We start from the raw sequence: 14,477 nt of genomic DNA on the forward strand, positions 1-14,477 counted from the left end.
AGCGGGCGCAGCGGGCCGCCAGCATGGCGAGGCTCGCCTCACCCGGGCGTGCCCGGGCGGGGGAGCCGCGCGATGAGCGACATCGCGTCGAACGGGGCGCGCACCTTCACGTCGTTGTCGAAGAAGAGGTAGGCGTCGCGGCCGGCGGCGACCTGCCCGCGTGCCCAGGCGGCCCAGCGGTCGAGCGCCTCGTCGTCGTAGCCCGAGGCGTAGAGCTCCTCCTCGCCGTGCAGCCGGGCGTAGGCGAAGTCGGCGGTGGCGCGATCGATCCGAGGGTATCGGCCGGCCGTGTCGGCGACGACGCTCGCCACCCGGTGCGCGGCGAGCAGGGCGGCCCAGTCGTCGGCGGCCGATTCGAACGACGGATGGCGCACCTCGACCGCGTGCCGAAGCGGGGCGTCCTCGCCGAGCCGATACGACGCGCGGCCTCGCATCCGGTCGTCGTGATGGGCGGCGAGCGCCGCAGCCTCCGTGCGGGTGCGCGGCAGCCTGGCGAGGAACGCTTCGAGGAGCGCGCGGTCGTACCCGAGGGTGGGCGGCAGCTGCCACAGGATCGGACCGAGCTTCCGGCCGAGGTCGAGCACGCCCGACGCGAAGAAGTTGGCGAGCGGAGCGTCGGCCTCGCGCAGCCGCTTGATGTGCGTGATGAACCGCGGGCCCTTGACCGCGAAGACGAAACCGTCGGGTGCGGTGTCGCGCCAGCGGGCCCAGCTCTGCGGCCGCTGGAGCGCGTAGAACGAGCCGTTGAGCTCGATCGCCGTCATCCGGTCGGCGGCGTACGCGAGCTCGTCGGCCTGACGGAGGCCGGCGGGGTAGAACGAGCGCCGCCAGCGCGGGTACACCCATCCCGAGATGCCGATCCGAACCTCGGGATGCCGCGTGCGGGGGAGCGGCCGAGCCATCACGCCAGTCTTCCGAAGGCACCTCGCCCCGCCAAGGGGGTTGCAGTCCGGTCGGCGAGACACCGGGGCATCCCGGCCGATTCTCGGCCCGTCGAGGCGGGGAGTAGCATAGTAGACGGCCCACTTGTCTTGACGTCGAGATGTTTTTCGTCGCCCTCCGGGCCGAAACCCACCAGCCCCTGTGCGTGATCGCGCGTGCGGACCGATTGGAAGTAGAGCGTGGATCTTTACGAGTACCAGGCCAGAGACCTGTTCGAGCAGTACGGGGTCCCGGTGCTCCCGGGCATCGTCGCCGACACCCCCGACGAGGTGCGTGCGGCGGCCGAGAAGCTCGGCGGCGTCGTCGTGGTCAAGGCCCAGGTGAAGACGGGCGGCCGCGGCAAGGCCGGCGGCGTCAAGGTCGCGAAGACCCCCGACGAGGCGTACGAGGCGGCCCAGGCCATCCTCGGCCTCGACATCAAGGGCCACGTCGTCAAGCGCGTCATGGTCGCCGGCGGCGCCCGCATCGCGCAGGAGTTCTACTTCTCGGTGCTGCTCGACCGCGCCAACCGCTCGTACCTCTCGCTCACGAGCGTCGAGGGCGGCATGGAGATCGAGCAGCTCGCGGTCGAGAAGCCCGAGGCGCTCGCGCGCATCGAGGTCGACCCGATCGCCGGCGTGACAGTCGAGAAGGCCAAGGAGATCGCGGTCGCCGCGAACTTCCCGGCCGAGCTCGTCGACAAGGTGGCCGACGTCTTCGTGAAGCTCTACGAGGTCTACAAGGGCGAGGACGCGACGCTCGTCGAGGTCAACCCGCTCATCCTCTCGGAGGACGGCGAGATCATCGCCCTCGACGGCAAGGTCTCGCTCGACGAGAACGCCGAGTTCCGTCACCAGAACCACGCCCTCCTCGAAGACAAGGCCGCGGCCGACCCGCTCGAGGCGCAGGCCAAGGCCCTCGACCTCAACTACGTCAAGCTCGACGGCGAGGTCGGCATCATCGGCAACGGCGCGGGCCTCGTCATGTCGACGCTCGACGTCGTCGCCTACGCGGGCGAGAACCACGGCAACGTGAAGCCCGCCAACTTCCTCGACATCGGCGGCGGCGCGTCGGCCGAGGTCATGGCCAACGGCCTCGGCATCATCCTCGGCGACCCGCAGGTCAAGAGCGTGTTCGTCAACGTCTTCGGCGGCATCACTGCCTGCGACCAGGTCGCCAAGGGCATCGTGGGCGCGCTCGCCGAGCTCGGCTCGGCCGCGAACAAGCCGCTCGTCGTGCGTCTCGACGGCAACAACGTCGTCGAGGGCCGCCGCATCCTCGAAGAGGCCGCGCACCCGCTGGTGACGCTCGCCGAGAACATGGACCAGGGCGCCGACAAGGCCGCCGAGCTGGCGAACGCGTAAGGGGCGTACAGAGCAATGACGATCTTCCTCAACAAGGACAGCAAGGTCATCGTCCAGGGCATCACCGGCGGCGAGGGCTCGAAGCACACCGCGCGCATGCTCGCGGCCGGCACCCAGGTGGTCGGCGGCGTCAACGCGCGCAAGGCCGGCACCACGGTGCTGCACACGGATGCCTCGGGCAACGCCGTCGAGCTGCCCGTCTACGCCTCGGTGGCCGAGGCCATGGCCTCGACCGGCGCCGACGTCTCGATCGCGTTCGTGCCGCCCGCCTTCACGAAGGACGCGGTCATCGAGGCCATCGACGCCGAGATCCCCCTCCTCGTCATCATCACCGAGGGCGTGCCCGTGCAGGACTCGGCCGAGTTCTGGGCCTACGCCAAGGAGAAGGGCGGCAAGACCCGCATCATCGGGCCGAACTGCCCCGGCATCATCAGCCCCGGTGAGTCGCTCGTCGGCATCACCCCGGCGAACATCACCGGCAAGGGCCCGATCGGCCTCGTGTCGAAGTCGGGCACCCTCACCTACCAGATGATGTACGAGCTGCGCGACCTCGGCTTCTCGACCGCCATCGGCATCGGCGGCGACCCGATCATCGGCACGACGCACATCGACGCGCTCGCCGCGTTCGAGGCCGACCCCGAGACGAAGGCGATCGTCATGATCGGCGAGATCGGCGGCGACGCCGAAGAGCGCGCGGCCGACTTCATCAAGGCGAACGTGACCAAGCCGGTCGTCGGCTACGTCGCGGGCTTCACGGCGCCCGAGGGCAAGACGATGGGCCACGCCGGCGCGATCGTCTCGGGCTCGGCGGGCACCGCGCAGGCGAAGAAGGAGGCCCTCGAGGCCGCCGGCGTCAAGGTCGGCAAGACCCCGAGCGAGACGGCGCAGCTGCTCCGCGAGGTGTACGCCGCGCTCGGCGAATAGGCACCGCGCCGGAGCATCCCGGCTGAATCGACAGAACCCCGCAGGCTCGCGCCTGCGGGGTTCTGCGTGCGGCGGGGCGAATCGGGGGGACGCACCCGCCGGGTCGGTTACCTCATCTCAGGATTCTGCGCCTCCGATCAGGGATCGATGACGACCGTGCACACGTAGGTGCCGGGGTCGAGGTCGTGCAGCGTGACACTCCCATCGCCGTCACCGCTCGTGAGGGGCAGGTCGGGGTCGTCATCGCTGGGCTCGCAGTCGATGCTCGAGAACGTACCGCCATCGACCAACGAGTCCACCGAGACGGTGAGGTCGGTCAGCGGGATGTTCTGGAACGAGACGGTCGCGGCCGCTCCGACGTCGGAGCAGTCGTTCGCGCTCGTCGCCACCGCGGCGAGTTGCGAGATGTCCCCGTCGACGCGCTCGCCGGCCGGCTCCGTCTCGGTGACGGTGTAGGTGCCGGCGAAGATGCTCACGAGCAGGTTCGGGACGCAAGCGGTGCCGTCCGGTCCCGTCGTGACCTCGATCGGGGTGACGATCCCACCGCCGGTGACGGTGAACGTGACGCCGGCTTCAGGGTGCTGTTCACCCAGGCCCGAAGCAGCGTGCTTGTGCGTCTTCTCGATCAGGATCGCGCCCGTGTTCCGCTCGTTGTGGAACGTGCACGTGATGTCCTCACCGGGGTCGACCACGATCGTCGCCGGGTTCGTTCCGTCGTCGTCGTCGCAGGTCGAGCTGACGAGGTGCCAATTCGCGGGAACGGTCTCTGCGACGTCGTAGGTGCCGGGAACGAGGTCGTCGAACAGCCTCGAATCCTTGCCCGCGTCACCGGGGCCGCTCGTCGTCAGCGTGAACGGCGACGGGGTGAGCGTGCCCGACGTGAAGTCGAACGCCCCATTGCCGCTGTCGGTGATCTTCTCGACCGTGATCGATCCGCGCGCCTTGTTGTAGTACGTGCAGTCGACCGTGTCCTCCGCGCTGTCGAGGTTGAAGGTGATCTCCGTTCCGCTGGTCGTGACGTTCGCTCCGTCGGTGCTGAGACTGCAGTCGAGGTGGTCGAAATCCCACCCGACGGGCAGGTCGGTTTCGGTCACGTGCCCGGTCACGCCGATCGGCACCTTCGTGAACTCGATCGACTCGTCGTCGCTCAGCGTGAAGCTGCTCGATGCCGGTTCGCTCGAGAAGTCACCCTCGTAGCCGAAGTCGGCGGTCGCGCCGTCGGGGTCGGTCTGCTTGGTGATCTTCACGCCGCCACAGGTCGGGAAGTTGGTGTCGATCGGGGCGATGAAGTCCTTCAGCGCGGCCGTGAACGAGTCGGAGGACCGGCTCTTCAGGTACGCACTGCCGAACGTCGCGCACTCGTCGAGGGTGCTGGCGAGCGCCGTGAAGTCGAGCGACGCCTCCCCGAAGGTGCGTGCCGAGATCGGGCCGAGCCCGTCGGAGTTGCCGTTCGTGATCGCGGACGTGTTGATCGACCCGGTCGCGAGTCCCTGGGCGGAGAAGTTGACCTTCGTCGACCAGCACGGCAGGCTCCCGGCCTCGCAGGCGTTGAGCGGCGCCGCTTCGAACGCGGTGAGCCATCTCGACACCGAGAGCTGGGGATTGGTGCCGCCGTTCGACAGGTCGTACTGGATCAGCACGTCGCCATGCGTCCGTTGCGGTGTCACGCCGTTGCCCGAGTCGACGCTCGACTGGTTGAACTCGAAGTCCATGTTCGTCGTGCCGGTCGGGTCCTGGACGCGATGCCAGAACAGGTGCAGGTACTGGTGCCCGCCCGCGGTCGTCTCCAGGTAGAACCCGAAGTTCTTGAGGTCGCTCTTGTTCGGCGGAATGCCGCCCGTCACGACCGAGGGAACCTCGGTGTCCTCCTTCGTGCCCTGGCCGAACGAGTCGTCGTTCTTCGGGTTGGTGATGTCGGATGTGCGCTCCTCGTCGACGTTCGCCCAGTCGAGATTGCCGGCGTGGTTCACGATGAGATTGGCGTCGGTGTCGATCTCGAACGTGCTCGTGCCGAACGGGACATGGCTCGCGTAGGCCGGAGCCATCGCGAGACCCGACAGGATCAGGCCGCCGACCGCGGCCGCAGCGATGAGCGGCGAGCGGCGCCTGCGGCGTGCGGGCGGGGTGGGACAGTTCTCGGATTGCTTGCGCAGTGGCATCGTCGCCTCCGGTGTTGCGCAGCGTCATCCGATCCGGGCGGACCGGACGGTCCTCCGCGGGGCGATGGTGCGGGGCGGCAGTGCGCGGGCGTGGCAGGGCGTGCGGGTGAGAGTCGTCGGGCCCGTCGTCGCGGGTAATCGACGGCGGGAATCATCGGACCCGAGGGGGAGTCTCAGGGCTCACGAGCGACGGTACTCCGACTTCGGCGGAGGGAAAAGAGCAATGAGCAATCCTCAATAACCCAGAACGGGGGGTATCCCGGATGCCTCGTGGCGTGCGCGGCCCGGGTCGAGGCATCCCCGGCCGAACCGGACAGCACCCCGCAGGCCGAGGTCTGCGGGGTGCTGCGTAGCGGCGGGCGAACCGGGGGGAATGCCCGCCGGGCTCATCTCATGCGATCAGCTCTTAGGGATCGACGACGATCGTGCATGTGTACGTGCCCGGCTCGAGGTCCTCGATCGTCACGCTCGGGTCGCCGAGCTTGTCGTCGAGCGACACCGAGTCGGAGCCCTCGACGTCGCACTCGATGCTCGAGTACGTGCCGCCCTCAACCTGCGAGTGCGCGCTCACGGTGATGTCGGTCAGCGGCATGTTCTCGAAGGTGACGGTGGCCGAGTCGGTGACCTCGTCGCAGTCGTTCTCGTTCGACACGTAGGCGAACTGCGGGTTGTCGGTCATGACCTTCTCGCCGGCGGGCACCGTCTCCTCGACGGTGTAGGTGCCGACGAGCCCGCTCACGAGCAGGTCCGATACGCAGGCGATGCCGTCGGCGTTCGTCTCGACCACGATCGGATCGGCGAGCCCGCCGCCGGTGATCGTGAACTCGACGCCCTCCTGCGCGTGATCGCCGGGGCCGTCGGCCGCGTGCTTGTGCGTCTTCTCGATGAGGAGCGCACCGCGGTCGCGGGCGTTCGTGAAGGTGCACGTGATGTTCTCGCCGGGGTCGAGCTGCACTGACGCCGGGTCGTCGCCGTCATCGTCGCCGACGCATTCCGCACCGGTCTGGTGCCAGTTCGGCGGCACGATCTCGGCCACGTCGTACGCGCCCGGGTCGAGGTTGGCGAACGACTTCGAGTCCTTACCGGCCTCTCCGGGTGCGATCGTCGTGAGCGAGAACGACGCGGGGTCGAGCGTGTTCGACGTGAAGCCGAACGTGCCGTGCCCGTCATCGGTCACCTTCTCGACGGTGAGTCGCCCGCTCGCGCGGTTCGTGTAGGTGCACTCGAGCGTGTCGCTCGCGTCGTCGATCGCGAACGTCACCGTCGCGCCGGAGACGTCGGTGACGACGCCGTCGGTGCTCGCCGAGCAGTCGAGGCCGACGAGCGCCCAGCCCGGCGGCAGCGCGCCCTCGGTGACCGTGAGACCCGAGCCGAACAGCACGTTCTCGTACGTCTCTGTCTCTCCGTTCTTCAGGTCGAACGCGGGATCGGAGCTCTCGCCGAGTCTCGACAGGTGCGTCGAGTAGTCGAACGTCGTCGTCGTGTCCGAACCCGGTTGCGTCACCTTGTGGATGATCACCCGGCCGCCGGTCTCGTTGTAATAGGTGCAGTCGAGCACGTCGTCGGCGTCGGTGAGGTCGAAGGTGATCGTCGCGCCGTCGATCGAATTCGCGACGCTGTCGTCGGTGCATTCGACCTTGTCGAGCTTCCAGCCGTCGGGCAGGTCGTCCTCGGTGATGGTGAGGTCGTTGCCGAGCAGCACGTCGGTGTACTCCTGCGTCTCACCGTTCGTCAGGTCGAACGCGGGGTTCGATCCGTTGCCGAGGGTGCCGAGCTGGGTCGAGTAGTCGAACGTCGTCGTCGTGTCGGAGGCTGGATCGGTGATCTTGTGGATCCTGACCGTGGCACCCGTCTCGTTGTAGTACGTGCAGTCGACCTTGTCCGCCGCGGTGTCGAGATTGAACGTGATCTGCGCGCCCGACGTCGTCACGTTCGCGCCGGGGGTGCTCGCCGAACAGTCGATCCGGTCGAACTTCCAGCCCGCCGGAGGCGTCGCCTCGGTGACGTGGCCCGTCGTGTCGATCGGAACGTTCTCGAACTCCTGCACCCCGTCGTCGGTCAGCGTGAAGCTGCTCGACGAGGGCGAGCTCGCGAAGTCGCCCGTGTACGAGAACTGCTGGGTCGCGCCGTCGGGGTCGGTCTGCTTGCGGATCGTGACGCCGCCACAGGTGGGGAAGTTGGTGTCGATCGGGGCGATGAAGTCCTTCAGCGCGGCCGTGAACGAGTCGGAGGACCGGCTCTTCAGGTACGCACTGCCGAACGTCGCGCACTCGTCGAGGGTGCTGGCGAGCGCCGTGAAGTCGATCGACGCCTCCCCGAAGGTGCGTGCCGAGATCGGGCCGAGCCCGTCGGCGTTGCCGTTCGTGATCGCGGACGTGTTGATCGACCCGGTCGCGAGTCCCTGGGCGGAGAAGTTGACCTTCTTCGACCAGCACGGCAGGCTCCCCGCCTCGCAGGCGTTGAGCGGTGCCGCTTCGAAGGCGGTGAGCCATCTCGACACCGAGAGCTGGGGGTTGGTGCCGCCGTTCGACAGGTCGTACTGGATCAGCACGTCCCCGTGCGTTCGCTGCGGCGTCTTGTTGTTCGACGTGAGCACGTCCGACTGGTTGAACTCGAAGTCCATGTTCGTCGTGCCGGTCGGGTCCTGGACGCGATGCCAGAACAGGTGCAGGTACTGGTGCCCGCCCGCGGTCGTCTCGAGGTAGAACCCGAAGTTCTTGAGGTCGCTCTTGTTCGGCGGAATGCCGCCCGTCACGACCGAGGGAACCTCGGTGTCCTCCTTCGTGCCCTGGCCGAACGAGTCGTCGTTCTTCGGATTCGCGACGTCGGCGGTGCGCTCTTCGTCGACGCCGACCCAGTCGAGATCACCGGCGTGGTTCACGATGAGATTGGCGTCGGTGTCGATCTCGAACGTGCTCGTGCCGAACGGGACGTGGCTCGCGTAGGCCGGGGCCACGGCGAGTCCCGTGAGGATCAGCCCGCCGATGGCGGCCGCCGCGATGACGGGGGAGCGGCGGCGACGTCGCCGCCGCTGGGCCGGGGTGGGACAGCTCTCGGGTTGGTTGCGCAGTGGCATCGTCGCCTCCAGGATCGCGCAGTTTCGTCCGATCCGGGCGGACCGGACGGACCCTCCGCGGGGCGATGGAAGGCGCGGCGGCAGTGCGCGGGCGTGGCAGGGCGTGCGGGTGAGAGTCGTCGGCCCGTCGTCGCGGGTAATCGACGGCGGGAATGCATCGGACCCGAGGGGGGCGTCTCAGGGCTCACCCGCGAGGCTACACCGCGAGGACCGGTCAATCGAGAGAACCTCACGTCCCAGAACAGGGGGTACGCGGACACTGTGAGAGAGTTGCGGACATGGAGATGGATGAGGGGGATGCCTCGCGCGAGGCATCCCGTCGGCAAGCACCGACCGAGCCGCGCGAGAGCCTCGTGCGCACCGCGTTCGTGACCGAGGAGTCCATCTACGGCGTGCTGCTCGTCTCGGGCATGATCGTCGTCGCCGGCTCGCACGGGTCGAGCTCGTGGCAGGTCTTCTGGACGGTCGTCATCACGGTGCTCGTCTTCTGGGCGGCGCACGTCTACGCGGGCACGGTCGCGCGCCACGGCCTGGCCGTCGGGCGGGTGATGGGCCTCCGTGACGCCTTCGCCGAGTCGTTCCGACGCTCGCTCGGGCTCCTGCTCTCGGCGCTCATCCCCTCGGCGATCCTGCTGCTCGGGGCGGCGAAGGTGGTGCCCGACGTGCTCACGATCTGGATCGCCCTCTGGGCGGGCGTCGTCGTGCTCGCCGTGCTCGGGTTCGTCGCCTACCGCCGGCGCGGCGCACCACTGCACCTGCAACTGCTCGGGGCCCTCGGCACAGCGGCGTTCGGCATCGTCATGATCCTGCTCAAGGCGATCATCCACTGATCTGTGTGATGAACCGCGCCCCCCGACCCGCTATCGTCATGCCAAAGGGGGCACCATGCCGAAGATGACCAATGCCGAGCTGCAGGCCCGGATCGCACAGCTCGAGGGCGAGAACGCGCGTCTGCGCGAGCAGGCCGAGGCCGCTTCGGCCGCCGCGACCGAGGCCGCGGTGGCGGCCGAATCGGCGGCGACCGCTGCAGCCGGCGCCCCGCGCGTCAAGCGGGGTCGGGGGCGCACCGCCGGCGCGATCGTGCTCGTCGTGATCGGTCTCCTGCTCGCGCCGGTCGCGGTCGTGACCGGCTGGGCCCGCGCCGAGCTCGTGAACACCGACCAGTTCGTCGCGACCTTCGCCCCCCTCGCCGAAGACCCGGCGGTGCAGAGCTTCGTCGCCGACGAGGTCACGGCGGCGATCGAGAAGCAGGTCGACATCCCGCAACTCACCTCCGACGTCTTCGACGGCATCCGGTCGCTCGACCTGCCGCCGAAGGCCGAGCAGGCGCTCGGCCTGCTCGAGGCCCCCGCCGTACAGGGTCTGCAGTCACTCGTCTCGGGGGTCGTCGACCGCATCGTGGCCTCCGACGCGTTCGCCGAGATCTGGGCCAACGCGCTGCGCGTCTCCCACAAGCAGTTCGTCGCGGCCATGCAGGGCGATCCGAACGCGGCACTCGAGGTCGGCGGCGACGGCACCCTGTCGGTGCAGCTCGGGCCGATCATCGAGGCCGTGAAGCAGCGACTCGTCGAGAACGGCGTCGGATTCGCCGACGCCATTCCGGTGGTGAACCAGAGCATCGTCATCGCCCAGGCCGACGCGTTCGTCTTCGTGCGCACCGTGTACGCCCTCGCGCTCGCCGTCGGCACCTGGCTGCCCTGGGTCGCGTTCGCCTTCCTCGTGGCCGGGGTCTTCGTCGCGAAGCGGCGATCGGCCGCGCTCTTCTGGACGGCGGGCGGGTTCGCCCTCATGATGGCGCTCCTCGCCTCGGGCTTCGCGGTCGGCCAGCTCGTCTTCCTCGGGGCGGTCAGCCCGAGCATCATCCCCGCGGGCGCCGCGACCGCCATCTACGGCTACGTCACCGAGGCCATGGCGTCGACCACCGCGGCAGCGCTCGTGCTCGGCCTGCTCGTGGCGATCGTCGCCTGGTTCGCCGGACCGTGGCGCCCCGCACGGGCCGCGCGCGGGCTCGCCGGCTCGGGCTTCTCGGCCCTGCGGCGCACCGCGGCCGCGCACGGCATCACGACCGGTGCGTTCGGCGTCGCGCTCGACCGCGGACGCGGCTTCGCCTACGGCGCGATCGCACTCGTCGCGGCCCTCGTGCTCATGTTCAACCGTCCGGTCACGACCGGAACGGTCTGGGGCACGATCATCGTCGCCCTCATCGCGCTCCTGCTCGTCGAACTCCTCCGACGGCCGGCCGACGAGATCGAGGCGGACGCCGCGGCGGCGCTCGATGACGACACCGAGGTCGTCGTCGTCGAGGTCGACGAGCCCGACGACGACGCCGACACCGCGGTGCTCGACGTCGACCGGCAGGAGACCGAACCGCTGGACACGTCGCCGCGCACGTGATCGGCCTCGCCGCCGCGCCGGCGGGCGAAACCCGCCCGCGCCGGTAGGCTCGTCCGGGTCATGAGTCGCACGACGATCGCCCTGCTCTCCGCCCTCGAAGCCGCCGTTGCCGCGCTCATCGGGCTCGGCCTCGCGCTCGTGCCGCTGCTCGTGGTCTGGGCCGTGCACTTCGGTCTCGCCGTCGACGCCGCAGCGTTCTTCCGTGCCGCGGCCGACGGGTGGCTGCTCGGCCACGGCGTCGACCTCGTCGTGCGGCTCGACGAGCTCACGGCCGCTCGCATCGGGCTCCCGGGGGCGGGCGACCCGTTCCCGATCACGATCGCGCTGCTCGGGTTCGCCCTGCTGACCGTCGTCGCGGGCCGCCGCATCGGGCGCCGTTCGGCGGCGGGCGGCCACTCGATCACGGGCGCGCTCTCGGCGGTCGCCGCCTATGCCGCGATCGGCGCGGCGCTCGGCCTCACCGCGACCACGGGTGCGGCGAGCGCGTCGTTCTGGCAGGCGCTCGTGCTGCCGCCCGTCGTGATGGCGATCGGCGTCGTGCTCGGGGTCGTGCCCGAGACGCTGCGCGAGACCGACGCCGGCGACCTCGCCGGCGGCTGGATACGGGAACGCCTCGCGGACCTCCCCGCCGGCCTCGTCGCCGCGACGCGCCAGGCGACCCGCATCGGCGCGGGCGCCGCGTTCGGCGTGCTCGCGGTCGCGGGCGTCGTCGTCGCGCTGCTCATCGCACTCGACTACGCCACGATCGCCGGGCTCTCGCAGGCGCTCGGCGCCGGCGTCGACGGCGGGCTCCTGCTGTTCATCGGCGAGCTCGCGTTCCTGCCGAACTTCGTGATCTGGGTCGCGTCGTGGCTGCTCGGCCCCGGCTTCGCGATCGGCACCGGCACCACGGTCGCACCCGGCGGCACCGTGCTCGGCCAGGTGCCGGGCGTGCCGCTGCTCGGCGCGCTGCCCGCCGACGCCCCTGCGCTCGGCGTGCTCTGGCTGCTCGTGCCGGTGGTGCTCGGTTTCGGCGGAGCCTGGCTCGTGCTCCGCACCGCCGCGCCCGTCGAGGGGCGCGACCCGTGGTGGCGACCCGTCGCGGTCGGCGGCGGGTCGGCCGTCGTGGCGGGACTCGTGCTCGGGCTGCTCGCGTGGTGGTCGGGCGGTGCCGTCGGACCCGGGCGGCTCGCCGACGTGGGCCCCGACGGCTGGGCCGTCGCGCTGGTGGCCGCGGCCACGATCGGCGTCGGCGCGATCGTGGGCGGCGTGACCGCCCGGGTGCAGCAGCGCGCCGGCGTCGGCGCATCCACGACGTCACGCCTCGATCTCGGCCGGTAGGCTCGAGGGGTGCTCAAGCTCGTCGTCCTGATCTCAGGTGGAGGTTCGAACCTCCGGGCCCTGCTCGAAGCCGCCGAAGACGCCGAGTTCCCCGCGCGCGTGGTGGCGATCGGCGCCGACCGCGAGGCATCCGGTCTCGTGCTCGGCGAGGAGTTCGGCGTGCCCACCTTCACCGTGCCGTTCACGGCCTACGACGACCGCGACGCCTGGGGCGACGCGCTCATCGAGCAGGTGCGCGCCTGGGAGCCCGACCTCGTCGTGCTCTCGGGGCTCATGCGCCTCGTGCCGCCGGCGGTCGTCGACGCGTTCTCGCCGCAGCTCATCAACACGCACCCGGCCTACCTGCCCGAGTTCCCGGGCGCGCACGGCGTGCGCGACGCGCTCGCCGCGGGGGTCGCGCAGACCGGGGCGAGCCTCATCGTCGTCGACAACTCGGTCGACGGCGGACCGATCATCGCGCAGGAGCGCATCCCGGTGCTGCCGGGCGACACCGAGTCGAGCCTCCACGACCGCATCAAGCCCGTCGAGCGGCGCCTGCTCATCCAGGCCGTGCTCGACATCGCCAATTCGCACCTCGACCTGAAGGGCCTCGCACGATCATGAGCGGCCACGCCATCGACCCCAGCCTCTACCGCGACCGCGACGTCGTGCCCGTGCGCCGGGCGCTCATCGCGGTGAGCGACAAGCGCGGCCTCGTCGAGCTCGCGACCGCGCTCGTGGGCGCGGGCGTCGAGATCGTCTCGACGGGCGGCACCTCGAAGGCGATCGCCGACGCCGGCCTGCCGGTGACGCAGATCGCCGAGGTCACGGGCTACCCCGAGCACCTCGACGGCCGCGTGCGCACCCTGCACCCCGCCGTGCACTCGGGCCTCCTCGCCGACCTGCGCCTCGAGTCGCACGAGCAGGAGCTCGCGGGCCTCGGCATCGCGCCCTACGAGCTCGTCGTCGTGAACCTCTACCCGTTCGTCGAGACCGTCGCCTCGGGCGCCGAGCCCGACGCGGTGGTCGAGCAGATCGACATCGGCGGTCCCGCGATGGTGCGCGCCTCGGCGAAGAACCACGCGAACGTCGCCGTGGTCGTCTCGCCCGACCGCTACGACGAGCTCGTCGCGGCGGTCGCCGCGGGCGGCACGACGCTCGCGCAGCGCCGCGAACTCGCGCGCGAGGCGTTCCGGCACACCGCGTCGTACGACGTCGCGGTCGCGAGCTGGATCGGCAGTGTCGTGGCGCCCGACCAGCCGGTCGACGTCTCGCCGTTCCCGGCGTGGGTCGGCGGCACCTGGCTCAAGGACGCCGATCTGCGATACGGCGAGAACTCGCACCAGCGGGCGGCGATCTACGCCTCGCAGGGCGGCCGCCCGGGCATCGCCCAGGCCGTGCAGCTGCACGGCAAGGAGATGAGCTACAACAACTACGTCGACGCGGATGCCGCGGTGCGGGCGGCCTTCGACTTCGACGAGCCCGCCGTCGCGATCATCAAGCACGCGAACCCCTGCGGCATCGCCGTCGCATCGCCCGGCGCCGCCGACCCCATCGCCGACGCGCACCGCCGTGCCCACGAATGCGACGCGGTGTCGGCGTTCGGCGGCGTCATCGCCGCGAACCGCACCGTCACGCGCGAGATGGCCGAGACGGTCTCGGGCATCTTCACCGAGGTGCTCGTCGCGCCGGCGTTCGAGGCCGAGGCGGTCGAGCTCCTCACGCAGAAGAAGAACATCCGCCTGCTCACCCTGCCCGAGGGCTTCGCGCCGACGGCGGTCGAGCTCAAGCAGGTCTCGGGCGGCATGCTCCTGCAGCAGGCCGACCGGCACTTCGCGCCCGCCGCCGAGTGGACGCTCGCCGCTGGCGAGCCCGCCGACGAGGCGACCCTCGCCGACCTCGAGTTCGCGTGGCGCGCATGCCGCGCCGTGAAGTCGAACGCGATCCTGCTCGCCTCCGGCGGCGCGTCGGTCGGCGTCGGCATGGGCCAGGTCAACCGCGTCGACTCGTGCAAGCTCGCCGTCGAGCGGGCGGGCGACCGCGCGGCCGGATCGGTCGCGGCATCCGACGCGTTCTTCCCGTTCGCCGACGGCCTGCAGATCCTGCTCGACGGGGGCGTGAAGGCCGTCGTGCAGCCCGGCGGATCGGTGCGCGACGAAGAGGTGATCGAGGCGGCGAAGGCGGCCGGCGTGACCATGTACTTCACGGGCGAGCGCCACTTCTTCCACTGAGCGCGGCCGCGGGCGACGGTCGGTCGTCGTCGCCCGCCACTATGCGTCATCGGGCATCCGCCCGGCGGTACCCTTGAACCGACCCTGCGCACACCGAGCGAGGGCCAGG

10 protein-coding genes are annotated in these 14,477 nt (G+C 70.4%); 7 read left to right on the forward strand and 3 right to left on the reverse strand.

The window, feature by feature from the left end; translation table 11 throughout:
• Positions 1 to 38: 38 nt before the first annotated feature.
• The gene (locus AC3RJ6_RS10540; RefSeq protein ID WP_491426999.1) at positions 39 to 902 is read right to left on the reverse strand and encodes a DUF72 domain-containing protein; all 864 of its coding nucleotides are present in this window, start codon (positions 900 to 902) and stop codon (positions 39 to 41) included.
• Between the two features lie 219 nt (positions 903 to 1,121).
• Here AC3RJ6_RS10540 and sucC point away from each other — a divergent pair, with 219 nt between their 5' ends.
• Together sucC and sucD are read left to right on the forward strand one after the other, a co-directional pair.
• Positions 1,122 to 2,285 carry an ADP-forming succinate--CoA ligase subunit beta gene (gene sucC, locus AC3RJ6_RS10545; protein WP_491427000.1) on the forward strand — a complete coding sequence of 388 codons (1,164 nt, stop codon included), beginning with the start codon at positions 1,122 to 1,124 and terminating at the stop codon, positions 2,283 to 2,285.
• Between the two features lie 15 nt (positions 2,286 to 2,300).
• The gene (sucD, locus tag AC3RJ6_RS10550) at positions 2,301 to 3,209 is read left to right on the forward strand and encodes a succinate--CoA ligase subunit alpha (protein WP_491427001.1); all 909 of its coding nucleotides are present in this window, start codon (positions 2,301 to 2,303) and stop codon (positions 3,207 to 3,209) included.
• A 137-nt stretch (positions 3,210 to 3,346) separates the two neighbouring features.
• Here sucD and AC3RJ6_RS10555 read toward each other — a convergent pair whose 3' ends face one another.
• Together AC3RJ6_RS10555 and AC3RJ6_RS10560 are read right to left on the reverse strand one after the other, a co-directional pair.
• A complete protein-coding gene (locus AC3RJ6_RS10555) occupies positions 3,347 to 5,368 on the reverse strand; it encodes an MSCRAMM family protein (RefSeq protein ID WP_491427002.1) in 2,022 nt (673 codons plus the stop codon).
• Between the two features lie 406 nt (positions 5,369 to 5,774).
• Positions 5,775 to 8,444 carry a prealbumin-like fold domain-containing protein gene (locus tag AC3RJ6_RS10560; RefSeq protein WP_491427003.1) on the reverse strand — a complete coding sequence of 890 codons (2,670 nt, stop codon included), beginning with the start codon at positions 8,442 to 8,444 and terminating at the stop codon, positions 5,775 to 5,777.
• Positions 8,445 to 8,722: 278 nt separating this feature from the next.
• Here AC3RJ6_RS10560 and AC3RJ6_RS10565 point away from each other — a divergent pair, with 278 nt between their 5' ends.
• The 5 genes from AC3RJ6_RS10565 (at position 8,723) to purH (ending at position 14,368) form a co-directional block, all read left to right on the forward strand.
• Positions 8,723 to 9,274 (forward strand): hypothetical protein, encoded by a 552-nt coding sequence (locus tag AC3RJ6_RS10565; RefSeq protein WP_491427004.1) that lies wholly within the window; start codon positions 8,723 to 8,725, stop codon positions 9,272 to 9,274.
• A 64-nt stretch (positions 9,275 to 9,338) separates the two neighbouring features.
• On the forward strand, positions 9,339 to 10,838 hold the full coding sequence (locus tag AC3RJ6_RS10570) for a hypothetical protein (RefSeq protein ID WP_491427005.1): 1,500 nt from the start codon (positions 9,339 to 9,341) through the stop codon (positions 10,836 to 10,838).
• A gap of 60 nt (positions 10,839 to 10,898) precedes the next feature.
• Positions 10,899 to 12,158, forward strand: coding sequence for a cell division protein PerM (locus AC3RJ6_RS10575; protein ID WP_491427006.1), 1,260 nt, complete (start codon positions 10,899 to 10,901; stop codon positions 12,156 to 12,158).
• Positions 12,159 to 12,167: 9 nt separating this feature from the next.
• The gene (purN, locus tag AC3RJ6_RS10580) at positions 12,168 to 12,761 is read left to right on the forward strand and encodes a phosphoribosylglycinamide formyltransferase (RefSeq protein WP_491427007.1); all 594 of its coding nucleotides are present in this window, start codon (positions 12,168 to 12,170) and stop codon (positions 12,759 to 12,761) included.
• Complete coding sequence (gene purH, locus AC3RJ6_RS10585) at positions 12,758 to 14,368, forward strand: bifunctional phosphoribosylaminoimidazolecarboxamide formyltransferase/IMP cyclohydrolase (RefSeq protein ID WP_491427008.1); 1,611 nt, start codon at positions 12,758 to 12,760, stop codon at positions 14,366 to 14,368. The genes purN and purH overlap by 4 nt, the downstream gene beginning before the upstream one ends.
• The last annotated feature ends 109 nt before the right edge of the window (positions 14,369 to 14,477 follow it).

This window comes from Agromyces cucurbitae (assembly GCF_058349945.1).

Coding starts and splice junctions, on each gene's coding strand:
- AC3RJ6_RS10570 (WP_491427005.1), top strand. CDS start 9,339: ATGACCAATGCCGAGCTGCAGGCCCGGATCGCACAGCTCGAGGGCGAG.
- AC3RJ6_RS10575 (WP_491427006.1), top strand. CDS start 10,899: ATGAGTCGCACGACGATCGCCCTGCTCTCCGCCCTCGAAGCCGCCGTT.
- AC3RJ6_RS10565 (WP_491427004.1), top strand. CDS start 8,723: ATGGAGATGGATGAGGGGGATGCCTCGCGCGAGGCATCCCGTCGGCAA.
- AC3RJ6_RS10560 (WP_491427003.1), bottom strand. CDS start 8,444: ATGCCACTGCGCAACCAACCCGAGAGCTGTCCCACCCCGGCCCAGCGG.
- purH (WP_491427008.1), top strand. CDS start 12,758: ATGAGCGGCCACGCCATCGACCCCAGCCTCTACCGCGACCGCGACGTC.
- AC3RJ6_RS10540 (WP_491426999.1), bottom strand. CDS start 902: ATGGCTCGGCCGCTCCCCCGCACGCGGCATCCCGAGGTTCGGATCGGC.
- AC3RJ6_RS10555 (WP_491427002.1), bottom strand. CDS start 5,368: ATGCCACTGCGCAAGCAATCCGAGAACTGTCCCACCCCGCCCGCACGC.
- sucD (WP_491427001.1), top strand. CDS start 2,301: ATGACGATCTTCCTCAACAAGGACAGCAAGGTCATCGTCCAGGGCATC.